This window comes from Bifidobacterium sp. ESL0775 (assembly GCF_029395475.1).
Taxonomy (GTDB): domain Bacteria; phylum Actinomycetota; class Actinomycetes; order Actinomycetales; family Bifidobacteriaceae; genus Bifidobacterium.
The window spans coordinates 131,000-143,809 of record NZ_CP113917.1; the positions used below are offsets into that span (position 1 = coordinate 131,000).

At 56.5% G+C, this 12,810-nt stretch carries 7 protein-coding genes; 1 reads left to right on the plus strand and 6 read right to left on the minus strand.

The features are described from left to right. Window positions 1–160 precede the first annotated feature (160 nt). The 3 genes from OZX73_RS00430 to mscL form a co-directional block, all read right to left on the minus strand. The gene (locus OZX73_RS00430; protein WP_277149598.1) at window positions 161–4,108 is read right to left on the minus strand and encodes a CshA/CshB family fibrillar adhesin-related protein; all 3,948 of its coding nucleotides are present in this window, start codon (window positions 4,106–4,108) and stop codon (window positions 161–163) included. Window positions 4,109–4,634: 526 nt separating this feature from the next. Further along, on the minus strand, window positions 4,635–5,660 hold the full coding sequence (locus tag OZX73_RS00435) for a helix-turn-helix domain-containing protein (protein ID WP_277149601.1): 1,026 nt from the start codon (window positions 5,658–5,660) through the stop codon (window positions 4,635–4,637). A 293-nt stretch (window positions 5,661–5,953) separates the two neighbouring features. Continuing rightward, entirely contained in the window at window positions 5,954–6,463 is a 510-nt protein-coding gene (gene mscL, locus OZX73_RS00440) for a large conductance mechanosensitive channel protein MscL (RefSeq protein WP_277149603.1), read from the minus strand. Window positions 6,464–6,912: 449 nt separating this feature from the next. Here mscL and gdhA point away from each other — a divergent pair, with 449 nt between their 5' ends. Further along, the gene (gene gdhA / locus OZX73_RS00445) at window positions 6,913–8,259 is read left to right on the plus strand and encodes an NADP-specific glutamate dehydrogenase (RefSeq protein WP_277149605.1); all 1,347 of its coding nucleotides are present in this window, start codon (window positions 6,913–6,915) and stop codon (window positions 8,257–8,259) included. A gap of 111 nt (window positions 8,260–8,370) precedes the next feature. Here gdhA and OZX73_RS00450 read toward each other — a convergent pair whose 3' ends face one another. The 3 genes from OZX73_RS00450 to OZX73_RS00460 all read right to left on the minus strand — a co-directional run bounded on the left by OZX73_RS00450 (window position 8,371) and on the right by OZX73_RS00460 (window position 12,758). After that, window positions 8,371–9,921 (minus strand): ATP-binding protein, encoded by a 1,551-nt coding sequence (locus tag OZX73_RS00450; RefSeq protein ID WP_277149607.1) that lies wholly within the window; start codon window positions 9,919–9,921, stop codon window positions 8,371–8,373. A gap of 705 nt (window positions 9,922–10,626) precedes the next feature. Continuing rightward, a complete protein-coding gene (locus OZX73_RS00455) occupies window positions 10,627–11,859 on the minus strand; it encodes a VanZ family protein (protein ID WP_277149609.1) in 1,233 nt (410 codons plus the stop codon). Between the two features lie 335 nt (window positions 11,860–12,194). Beyond that, on the minus strand, window positions 12,195–12,758 hold the full coding sequence (locus OZX73_RS00460; protein ID WP_277149611.1) for a DUF3566 domain-containing protein: 564 nt from the start codon (window positions 12,756–12,758) through the stop codon (window positions 12,195–12,197). Between the last annotated feature and the right edge of the window lie 52 nt (window positions 12,759–12,810).

The window sequence follows — 12,810 nt, forward strand, 5'->3', positions numbered from 1 at the left end:
CGACCGAGACGAATAAAAAGTGGGGCAACGGAAAGTGACTTCCGTTGCCCCACTTGGGCTAGTGGCTATTTTCTACTTCACCGCCAGTCGATGCGCGCGTGGATGGCGCACCGTGGCTGATGACCCGATTCGTGCGGCCATCAGCAGCCATGCGCTAATTTCACTCCTCACGTCGACGCGCCACGATGGTCTTGCCGATCGCCGTCAACAGGCCGAGCGCGGAGGTGGTTGCGGCCGCCACGACGACGACCCCGACGCTCGAACCGGTCTGGGAGAGCCTCGGCCTGGCCCCAAGTTCCGTGGACTGCGGGCCGGGCGTGATGATGCGCGGCCTGTGGCCGTCCTGGAACGAGGCGCGCTGCAAGAGGCCGTCGGTCGGGTTAAGCGGCAGATGGAGGGGCGAGGTGAGCTGGTGGCCGGCCGGGGGCGTGATCTCGGTGATCGTCCATTCGCCCCACGCGAGGCCGGGCACCCGGAACTTGCCGGGCGTCGGGTCCTGGTCGAGGCCGGTGCAGACGGATGCCGTGCAATCGGTGACATCGAAGCTCGCTCCGCCGGGCCCGCTCAGGTGCCAGGTCGAGCCGGGCAAGAGCGTCGTACCGTCCTCATCGAAACGGGACCATTCCAAGGTTCCCGGTATGTCCTCGTCCTTCAGCGTGATGACGACGTCCGCGTCCGGCGGCACCACGAACGTGCCGTCCGGGTTGACGGTGATCGGCGTGCCGCTGACGAGCGCGACCTTGAGGTCGGTCTGCTTGTAGCCCGCGTTCAGCAACTGGCGCACGGAGTAGGTGCCGGAAGCGACGCGCTGGCCCACGTCGAGCGTCACTGGCAGAGTGCCGCCACTTGAGGGGACCAGGGTGATGTAGGAGCCGTCGCCCGCCGCGGTGCCGCCATAACGGTAGTTGCGCTCGAGATGCACCGTCAGCTTGGGCTGGTGGCTGCGCACCGTGCGCACGCCGGTGACGCTCTCGCCGTTGGAGATCGCGACCTCGGCCTGCGCCTGGGTCAGCGGGACGCTGGGATCGGTGTCCTTGTGGTAGACGATGTCACCGACCTGCGTGTAATCGGGCTTGTTGGAGCCGGAAACGGTGAAGTTGCCGGTGGGCGCGTTCTGCGAGGCACCCTCCGTGAAGGTCTCCGGGCTGCCGCCGGACGGGGTGACCGTGAAGTCGAAGTCGCTGGGATGCGCCGTGCCGTCGCCCTGCACCACCGTGTTGAAGGTCAGGTGCGCGACGCCAGGCGTCAGCTCCTGCGTGCAGACCACGTTCTGGTCGTAGTTGAGCGGCACCTTGCCCGCGGCAAGCGGCACCGGCACCGAGCCGTTGAGCACGCAGCTCAGCGGGCTGGTGACGACATAGCCCGGTCGCGCGCTCAGGTCGGTGGCGACCGCGTAGTCGTTGCTGCGGAACGGATGGGCGGTGCTGTCTGGCATGGAGACCGCCGTGCCGCCCGTAGGCGTGGCCGTCACGGGGAAGTCCGAAGGAACCGCGGTGCCGCCGTTGACCCTGGTGATGATTGTCAGGTTCGCGGGCTTGCTGAACACCTTGCGCACGCCGGTGACGGACTGGCCGTTGGCCACCGCGATCATCGCGGCGACCGGGGTCAGTGGGCTTCCGGTGGCATCATCGGTGTAGGTGATGTCGCCATCCTGCTGGTAACCGGTCAACGAAGAACCCACGACCGTGTATCGGTGCGCGTTGACCTCTTTTTGCTGGCCTTCGGTGTAGTTGACCGTGTCGGTTGAGTTGCCGCCTTCGGGCGTCACATCGAAGTTGAAGTCGTTGGAGGTGGCCGTCCCGCCGTTGGCGTTGTTGACGATCGTATGGAGCTTCAGCTTGCCCGGCATGTCACGCACCACCCGCGTGCCCGTGACGTGCTGGCCGGGAGCCAACACGAGTTTCCCGCTCACCGGGTCAAGGGATACAGGCGAGCCCGTATCGGTATCGACATAAGTGATGGTGCCGACCTGCTCGTAGCCCGTGGGAAGCCCTGAGGGCGTCACCGTATAGTTGTCTCTGGGAATCGTATGCGAATCGCTACCGGTGCCGTCCGTGCTGTGGAACGCGTGCGTGCCGGAGGTGTCGCCCGTCACGTCGAAGCCGAAATCATCGCCGTTCTTGGTGCCGCCGTGGTTGTTCTGCACCACGGTGTTCATCACCAATGCCGGATCGCCCAAACGTGTCAGTACATAGTCGCATTGCACGTTGGTGTCGTAATCGTTGGGCGTGGTCAGGTTTCCGCTGGAATCCACCGCGACGGGAGCGCTGCCATTGGACAAGTCGACGCACGATATCGACTGTCTGTAATACGACGGTCCACTGCTGCCGCCGTAGGTGACCGGCGTATCAACGACATATGCGTGGTTGGGAGCCACGCTTCGAGGCACGATTTGCACCGGCTGCAAGCCACCGACGTTCCCCGTGGTGGCGGCCGTGCTGATTGGCGCGCCACCACTGGTGAGCCTGATGTTCATGGTCACTTGGTCGGCGGGATCCTTGCGGTCACCGACGACCGTGGTGCGCACACTCATGGTCGGCACATGCACGTCGGCCTTGTAGTCCTCCACTTCGCCCGAGCCACTGGTCACGCCAGTAGGCTGCATGTTGATGATGCCGCCGCCTGGGTCCTGCTGATTTGTAATACGTATACGCATATACGACGGCTCGTCGTCTGCGGAAATCTGGCGCTTGGAGTCACCGGGGACAATCCAGCGCAAATTCGCCGAATAGCCGGTGGGCGACGAACCGTCCGCCACGCAAGGCACCTGGTCACTTGCCTCGGCGTTCCTCTGTCCGGGTGACGTAGCCTGGGCCGCCTCGAATTGCCCGTCATGGTTCCAATCGATCCAGCCGCGCACATCGCCGCTGCCGTGACATCGCACTTTCTGCGTGAATGTGCCATCCGTAGAGGGCAGCACCTTGATGGCGTGCGTGCTCGAGGGGATGTCGATGCTGTCCTCGTCGTTGGTCACCGGACCGGAACCGCCGGCGAAGGCGCTGTCGCCGTTGAGGTCATCCCAATCGGCGTCGGCGTCGAAATGCGGCCCCGTCTCGGCGTCCTCGTTGGCACCGAGCCTGGGGTCCGGCGCCGCGGTATCGGCGAGCAGGCGCGCGTTGCTTCCCACACCGTCCTTGGCGGCGGAAAGGTTGAACTGCTGACCGCCGACCATGGTTGTGTCGGGATCGTAGGACGCAGGAGTGGAGTAAGTGGTGCTGGGCAAATCACCGGTGCCAAGCCCGCCGCCCAGCCAGCTGGGCTGGAACATCGAGCCGGCCACGCCGAAGCTCTCGGGGGCGTCGCCGAAATCGGACGAGACGATGCTGCCCAAGGCCACGGCCGTCTTGCCGCCGCCCTTGAGCGTCACGGTGGCGCTGGTGGAACCTTGCAGGAACATCACCGAGGACGGACCGGTGCCGCCGGAATTCGCGCACTGCGGGCCGTCGGAACGGAAACGCATCGTGTTTGCCTTGAGTTCGGCGATGGAATTCGTGGAGCATCCGGGCGTCCGGTAGCTGTCGATCAGACGCCAGATGGGACTCACGCCGTCTTTTGGCGTGGCCTTGATGTACTCGCTCTGGAAATAGGTCCAGTTGTTGGATTCCGCGTCGGCGAAGATCAGGCCCTGCAACGGGATGTTCGTGAAGTCCGATCCGCCGGTGTTCGTGGAGGCGTTGAGATTGCTGGTCGGGTCGGTCGGCGAATTGATCAGATACGCCGAGCAAGCGTAATCGAACGTCACTTTCTCGCCATCGGCGGCCGTCGCCAGCGCGGTGTCCATGATGTTGGTATGACCCGGGCCTCGATTGTAATACATCTGTGCCAAGCCATCACCGCCGTATGTTCCCGGGCGGTATACCACCACCTTATTGCTCGAGGAGAGGGCGTCACCCGCGCCGGCCGTGGGTTCAAGCGAGCATCGCGTCGACATCCAATAGTTCGGCCCGGCCGCTTGCGGTTTGGTCCACGTCACCTTCGAGCCGGTGACCACATCGTCCCTGACACCCCACTCGACCCAGTTGATTTCCGGACCCAAACGGCCGTTGCCACCGGAGGCGGGAATGGCGTTCGCTGTGTTGGTCAGCGATCCGAACCCAGCCAGGACCATGGCCACCGCACCGACAAAAGCGGCGATTGTGGTGAATATTTTCTTGAATATTCGATGGTTAGTTGAATGTTTAGACACTTCATTGTCCCCCGTTGTCTTTTTGGTTCACTTCACGGGAAGTGAGCTATTTCAGCTACTTTCAGCTACTTTTAACAATGACACAAGGAGTTTTTCAGAAATGATGTTTGTAAATATTATGCGATAAGTGAAGCCAAATATACAGTCTTTGTATAACAAATTCACCGTGAAAAAAGTGCCGTGCAATACAATAGACACTTCAGAATTATTTTTGCGTTACAATTTGGAATCCGACACGCCGATATTAACGACGCATATGGAAACAGGACCTTATCACAATGAAATAACGTTTGGCAAACCCGCCCACATTACTTATTGCAGACCTCATATAGGTAAAACATATTGGCGGAAACACATGACGGATAGAAAAAGCATGGCAAACAGAAATCGCGGCTGGCCCAGAAACAACCGTTAACTCGCCAACCGCACAACATGTGGTTCTGCGGCCTTATTCCTCACCGCCGTCTTCCATTTCCTCATGGATCTTCAACGCGCGGCGCAGGGACGAGACCGAGCCGAATCCGCAGCGATCCCCGATCTCCACCAAGGTGAGCGAGGGCTGGCTTTTACGCAGCTCCAGCGCCGCTTCGGTGCGGGCGCGGCGGACGAGGGCGGTGAAATTGGTGTCCGCCTCCTGCAACGCCAGCTGAACGGTGCGCACGGAGACGTTCTCGTGCGCGGCGGTCTTGGTGACGCTCAACGCGGAATCGGTGTAGTTCTCGGCGACGTATTTGCGAACCCGCTCGATCAGCGGCATCACGCTCATGCCTTGCCCGAAGCACGCGATCAGCAGCGAGCGCGCGACGTCGTTGGCCACGGTTTCCAGCGTATCGACCATCTGCGGGCGCTGGTTGTTGAGGTTGCAGGCGCTGACCACGAAGGCGAGCAATGGCTGCAGCGAGACGACGTCGAGTTTGGAATTCTGCCCCATCATCGAATAGGTCTTGTAATCAGGCAGGATAGTGGCGAAAAGGCGCGAGGACAGGCTCACGCCGATGAGCTCGTTGGCGGAGGCCGCGGTCTTGAAAACGACATCGCCGGTTTCGGGCGGGATGAGGAAGACGCCCGGACGGCGCTTCAAGATCTGGTTGTCTTGCGTGGCGATCTCGACGTGGCCGTGGAGCAGGAAGGTCATCGTGGCCATTTTCGCCACCGCCCCTTCGCGTCTCCAGTCCATCACTGTGGCCGGCAGGGTCATGTGGGAGAACGTCACTTCGGGGAAGATCGCCGAGCGGGACACCACCTTGCCGCGTTCCGGAATGTCGCGGAAACGCACATTGCCCATGGTCTGCGCCTCGCCAGCGCCTTGGTTGGGCTGACCAAGTTGGGCTTGTTGGCCGGACTGGGTGCGCTGGCCGGAAGACGAATATCCTGCGGCGCCCCGGGTGTCGGTACGCGGAGGCTCGTTGCCGGACTTGACGAAACGCACGTTCCTGAGCTTTTCGTTGTTCAGCAATTCGTTGCGGTCAAACATATCCGAACCCTACCGTCCTTCGCTGATAACCATCCGATTACCATATATAAAAACCAAGCATAGTGGATTCGCGCCGATGGGCAACCTTTTCCAATGACCTGGACAACTGAAATGTGGTCACCATGTCTGAACACGTCGACAAACCCTTGCACAAGTATCAGCCGAAACAAAACACAAATGACTTGCGCGTAATCGTGCCTGCTTACGTCGGGCGAACCCTCGCGTAAGCGCCAACCGAAACGAGAATGATGAATGACTTACCGCGTAATCATTACTTACGCAATTTGACGGACTTACTTGGTGGACACTCCCCTATCGCTATCTGCCGAGGCTTTTTCACTGGCGGAACCGCCGCCGTCTACCGCAGTACCAACCACCGCAGCGCCGCCGGCCTTGATGTCCTTGAGCTCGGCGGAAATCTCTTTGAGAAGGTCGACGGTCTGCTGGTCGGTGCTGATTTCCTTTTTCTCGTCTTCGTCATTCTGCTTTTTGAACAGCTTTTCGGACATATCACGGAATTTGTTGATCGGCACGAGAATGCAGAAGTAGACAGCGATGGCGATCAGCAGAAAATTAAGCAGAGCTCCGAGAATCGCACCGATGGAAATGACGGCGTTATGGTTCAGCGTGAACTTAAGAACGTTATCAAGATCAGGTTTGCCGAAAATCGCCGCGACCAGAGGATTGATGAGGTTTTTGACCAGCGAATTGACTACGGAGGTCACCGCGGCGCCCATGACCACGCCGACGGCCATGTCGATCATGTTGCCGCGCGAGATGAATTTCTTGAATCCCTTGAACATCGTGCCCTCCCAACGTCGTATTACTTACATTCTAGCGGTTTCGGGCCATGGCACCATACGCAAAGCGCCCTGTTTCGCCCAATCCGTAAAGGGTGAACTCCACCTCAGCAGCTTGCTTTGCATCCGCTATAATCCATATACCCCATAATCCGCCATAAATAAGCCATTAGGTATTCCCCAACGGCCCAATTATGTCGTAACCAAAACTTTCCGACATATTCAAGCCACTGAGCACACGCTAACGGCTTATTGATGGCGGATTCCAAATTACGTCCCGAATTAGGCTGACGGGTTGGGAAGGATTGCGCGTGGCATCACACGTTATTATTTATGTTTCCGTTCCGTTAACGGTATGAAAAAACATGCGGTTTTTTTGAACTCGCCCTTTCACCAAACCCGCGAGATTCTTACAATAAAAACGGCAATATTCACTCAACAATGGAGTATCAATGCTGACCAATGACTATGTCAAGCGCGTCTATGCGCAGGTTGAAAAGCGCGACGGCGACCAGCCGGAGTTCCTGCAGGCCGTCCGCGAGGTCTTCGAGACGTTGGAGCCGGTTGTGGAGAAACACCCGGAGTACGAGAAGAACGGCATCCTCGAGCGCTTGGTCGAGCCTGAGCGCGCCATCAAGTTCCGCGTCGCCTGGGTCGACGACGAGGGCAAGGTGCAGGTCAACCGTGGCTACCGCATCCAGTTCAACTCCGCCATCGGACCCTACAAGGGCGGCCTTCGCCTGCATCCGACCGTCACTGAATCCGTCATCAAGTTCCTCGGCTTCGAACAGGTCCTCAAGAACTCGCTGACCGGCCTGCCCATGGGCGGCGCGAAGGGCGGCTCCGACTTTGACCCGCGCGGGCGTTCGGACGGCGAGGTCATGCGCTTCTGCCAAGCCTTCATGACCGAGCTGCAGCGCCACATCGGCCAGTTCACCGACGTCCCCGCCGGCGACATCAACGTGGGCGCGCGAGAGATCGGCTACATGTTCGGCCAGTACAAGCGCATCCGCAACGAGTATTCCGGTGTGTTGACCGGCAAGGGCCTTGAGTTCGGCGGCTCGCTCGCCCGCACCGAGGCCACGGGCTACGGCCTTTGCTACTACACGCAGGCCGCGCTGCGCACCTTGAAGAACGATTCCTTCGAAGGCAAGACCGTCGTCATCTCCGGTTCCGGCAACGTCGCCATCTTCGCCATCGAGAAGGCGCAGGAACTCGGCGCGAAGGTCGTCACCTGCTCCGATTCCAACGGCTATGTCTACGATCCCGACGGCATCAAGCTCGACGTGGTCAAGGACATCAAGCTCGGCCACCGCGGCCGTATCAAGGAATACGCCGATCGCGTGCCAGGTGCCGAATACCACGAAGGCAGCAAGGGCGTCTGGACGGTTCCGTGCGACATCGCACTGCCCTGCGCCACCCAGAACGAGGTCGACGGCGAATCCGCGGCCGCGCTGGTTAGTAACGGCTGCAAGGTCGTGTGCGAAGGCGCGAACATGCCGTCTACGCCTGAGGCGATTTCGACCTATCAGAAGGCCGGCCTGCTCTACGGACCCGCCAAGGCCTCCAACGCCGGCGGCGTCGCTGTCTCCGGCCTTGAGATGAGCCAGAACTCGTATCGTCTTTCCTGGACGTTCGACGAGGTCGACGCCAAGCTCAAGGACATCATGGAGAACATCGTCGCCAACTCCCTGGCCGCCGCCAAGGAATACGGCCACGAAGGCGACCTGATGCTCGGCGCCAACGCCGCCGGCTTCGTCAAGGTAGCCAACGCCATGGTCGCCCAGGGCGTCTGCTGAATTTCCTATTCGTCTGGTTACTTTAAAAGTAGGCCGCTGATATTTACTCAGCGGCCTACTTTTCGTTTAAGTTCAAATTTAAGTAATACATACTAGGCAACTACTCGGAAACTACTCGGAAACTGTAGATTTACCAAGCCTGTCATTCAAGGAATAATACTGAGAAGGATCCTTCGGACTCGAACCATGCCATTGCAGAACATTTTTATCTCTCAGACCCTTCAAAACTTTTCGGACTGTTCTGGAACTACGATTAATGCGTTCAGTTAATTTCTTTACCGTTACTTGTCCCTCAGCATAAGCTAACTGGACTGCAGCCATCTCATATACGGACAAAGCATGAAGCACTTCTGGACTAATTTGTCGTTCGAGGGAATCATTGTTGCGCAACACGCGAGAAGTAATGCTATTCTCCAAAGTCAGCTGAACTTTCGCATGCTCAGGTTCTGAATAAACCGGATCGTTCAAAAATGCACTTTGCATCTCGGTATAAATACGCTGGACACCCTCATTAAGTTCTCGAGCCCAACCAAATTCTACTAAAGCACGGGCGATGCGCGGATTACGGGCATAACGCGTAGTACGCATATTGTCAAGAGTGACAATGTTAGGCAACGGACCAGGACTCAATACTTCCAACCTGTCGTCATACATAGAGATACGGATATAATCACCTTGGAATGCGTAATCACGGTGGATAACAGCATTAACCAGACCTTCAAACCATGCGAATTCAGGATATTCGGGAATGGTTCCAAAACGACCATCTTCACCCAGATATTGGAACTCCCTGAGCATACTTGATATCAACGCGGATGCATTTTTGATCGTTTTTGGTATAGGACTATCAAATGATTGATCTTTCAAAATGTTGATTTGCCGACCTGTCCTCATATGATTACCTTCAAATCGAAGGACACGCACTCTCGCTTGAGGAAGGAATTGCGTCGGATCCTTTGCAAATAAAAGCACTCCAGCATTGGTAAGATGATCCCCTATCAAGAATTTACGGCTTCGAAGTACTTGCTCATCCGAGAGATCACTGCCGTGAATTTTCTGTTTATAATCATCAAGCACTTCATGATCAATATCTTCAATATTTGACCATTGAACTACTTCATCTTCAAAGATGCGCTGATTCTTATCGTATTCCAAACGCATAATCTGGCTATGAGCCAGCGCAACACTTTTATCGCCGACACGTAAATAAACATTCTTGTCATCTTTACGATGAATCACACAATCATTTGAAGCAGCAACATCCAGCAATAATACTTCATCATCTTCACCGTTATCATTAACCACGGGAATATGACGCGTTGAAACGATTGGTGCTGGTTCACACTGAAAGATATAACAGCGTTGGAGTTCTTCAATATCCTGAGAACCATCAAATTTGAAACCACTTACCTTACCGTCATCTTCAATTCCTACAGCAATAGTTCCACCAGAAGCATTGGCAAAAGCACAAATATGCCGTGCAAGATCTTTAAGATGAATACGCGCACTCTTCCGATCAAAATACTGCCCCTCTGGTAAGGAAATTAATTGATTGATATCAGAAGAAACAATCATTTGTTTCTTATCACCATGTTTCACAATTGTCATCTCTTCCTCAATCGCTCCTGCTTTGCCAGCAACAATTAATACGATAATTGCCACAATTCTATACGATTGCTAGATGCACGATTTTGACATTAAAATAATTATTAATCTTCATTTTACTAGGAAATTACTCGGCAATTACTCGGCAACTTTCTTCACCGTCATCTTCTTCTAACAGACTATTCCAAGTAACATCCAAAACCATCAACTCTGAAAATATGTGATAAATAAATATTTGGTATCGGCCTGAAATCGCGGTTATTACACAAATACATGTTCACAAATCCAGTCATCCCAATCAGGGCAAACTGTAATACATACTAGGAAATTACTCGGCAATTACTCGGCAATCCAAAGTACATCTATTCTTAAACGCCTCGAACTTGTACATTTCAATCATCACAATGTGCCGAACATCAAAAAAAGTTTTCAAAAACTATACTTTCATCAACCAAGACAAGCTAATCCGCCCCTAACGCATGCCCAAATTCGACCGAACTATAATCATCTTGTGCGAATTCAACATTGTGGAAAAACACACTTTGCGCCCTGTTGGTTCTTTATAGCCGAATTTTTTTTGTATTTTCGGATTGATTTTGCAAACTTTTCGCACAAACCTCGGAATTCTAACGATTTCCTTTTTACAATATAAATGTATAGTATTACAAAATAGTGTTTCAATTCCGATACCAAGCCGTGACTTAGGATTCTGTAGCACCACGTATTTCGGTAATCATCGTGATGACCTGTTGCTGCTCGTCCTCAAGGCTGGAATGCAGGTGGGTTGTTGCTGTAATAGCCGCCGGCATCATTATCGTAGCCACCAGCAACGTTGCCCCCGTAACCGTTACTATCACGACGATCATCACCACCGACTTTGTTTCGTCCATCATCTCGATAATCATCACCGTCGTGATAGTAGCCGGAGTCCCAATCGCGGCCGGGGATGAGGTCGTAGGGCATTTGGTGGGCGACGAGCCAGAAGACCACCAGCGCGATCAGGACGATCACGCCAAGCTGGCGGGTGGGGGCCGCGAAAAGCATCGTGGCAAGCACCAGCACCAGCAGACGCACCACGTAGAACAGCGCGCGGGCGAGGCCGTGGCGCTCTTTGGTCTCGCAGCTCATGTGCGTGAACCGGCCGCCGAGCGTCTGGCCGCGGTGCGTCACGGGGATGAGCACCTCGAAGACGACGAACGAAAACAGGGTGAAGAACTGGGCCAGGCCGTCCGATACGCCGGTGCCGAAGGCGTGGCCAAGGAAGAGGTACGTGCCGTTGGAAAGGTACCTGGAGGATTTCTGGAAGAGGTAGATCGAGCCCAGCGTCAGCGAGATGTCGACGATGGCGATGAACACCAAATCGATCATCAGCGCGACGGCACGATGCAACAGCCCCGGCTTTTCGATGACCTCGCGCTTGTCCTCGATTTCGCGCACCGGCACCAGCGCCCCGTAGATCCACGCGATGAAACAGCCGATGATCGCGCCCAGCGTGTTCGTGAGCAGGTCATCGACGTCGAACTGGCGGTAGGCACAGGGATAGATGCCCCAGACGCCCGTGAGCTGCGAGGTCTCGATGAACAGGGACACCAGGAACCCGGCGGGGACCACGGCGTAGAACTTCCAGCGGGCCCAACGCGTGAGCGCGAAACCGAGCGGGATGAAGAAGACGACATTGAGCAAAAGCTGCAGCGCCGCGGCCTTGCCACCCGTCGCCAGATCGCTTGCGAATTGCATTACATTGAGCTGCGGGTGATGCGCGTGCGTCAGGCAGTATTTCGCCGGGTCGTCGGGCATCGGGTAAAGCGTGAACGTGACGAGGCCAAGCGCATAGAGCACACACAGATAGGCCGTGAGCACCGCCGTGGAACGCAGGCGATGGTAGCGGTGGTACATCATCGCGAGAATCGGCAGGGTCAGCAAGGCCGAAAGGAACGGCCAGATCGCCATCGCGAGGATGAACGAGGTGCTGAAATTCCTGATGTAGGCGATCACAACGGCCACTCTAGCGGACGAGGCTTACGAAACACTGCGAGCCGGCCGCAACAGCAGTCTTGAATACAAAGCACGCGTTTATTACGAAACGCTGCAATTCGCTTCGGCGTCAGCTCTGGATACAAAGCAAACAAGGCTTATGAAACACTTCGAATTCCCTTGGCATCAGTCCTGAATACAAAGTGGACGAGGCTTACGAAACGCTGCAATTCGCTTCGAAATCAGCTCTGGATACAAAGCAAACAAGGCTTATGAAACACTTCGGCATCGGCCTTGAATGCAAAATGCCCGCAACCATGGAAGCCGCGAGCATTGTATAGCGAATGTATTTGATATCAGTCGTCGCCGAGCGTGACGTGCACGCCTCCGACCAGCTGGCTAACAACGTTGTATAGCGCGGCGATGATGACCGCGAACAGCGTGGCCACCACGACCTCGACGATGGACAGGATGGTGACGGCGCTCAGCACCGTGCCCAGCGAGAAGATGCTGGCCAGGTTGAAGCCGCCGGTGTCAAGGCCGGTCGAGGAGACGATCTGCGTGACCTGGTCGAAAACGCCGACCACGTTGAGCAGGGCCCAGATCAGTGCGACCGCGACGATCTGGATGATGCCGCCAGCCACGGAAAGCAGGAACGTCACCTTGGCCACGGACCAGGCATCGAGACGGGTGAGCGAAAGGCTCATGCGGCGCGCACGCGGGGTGCGCGGATGCGGACGTTTGACGGCGCCGCCATCGCCGTTGCCCAACGGCCAAGACGAGGACTTCGCGGGGGCCGCGGCGCTCTGACTTTCCCCGAAAACGGAACGCGCGACACGGGGGGAGCGGTCGGATTGCGCCGCATCGCCGCCACTGTTTTTGGCCTGGCGCGGCTCGTTGTCATCAACGTTTTCGTTCATCGTTTCTCCTTGACCCGCCGCGTGGATGTTGGCGTTACTGCCGTTTTCGCGC

Excerpts from the sequence above, each read along its gene's own strand:
- OZX73_RS00430 (WP_277149598.1), bottom strand. The coding sequence starts at position 4,108 with ATGGTCCTGGCTGGGTTCGGATCGCTGACCAACACAGCGAACGCCATT.
- OZX73_RS00435 (WP_277149601.1), bottom strand. The coding sequence starts at position 5,660 with ATGTTTGACCGCAACGAATTGCTGAACAACGAAAAGCTCAGGAACGTG.
- mscL (WP_277149603.1), bottom strand. The coding sequence starts at position 6,463 with ATGTTCAAGGGATTCAAGAAATTCATCTCGCGCGGCAACATGATCGAC.
- gdhA (WP_277149605.1), top strand. The coding sequence starts at position 6,913 with ATGCTGACCAATGACTATGTCAAGCGCGTCTATGCGCAGGTTGAAAAG.
- OZX73_RS00460 (WP_277149611.1), bottom strand. The coding sequence starts at position 12,758 with ATGAACGAAAACGTTGATGACAACGAGCCGCGCCAGGCCAAAAACAGT.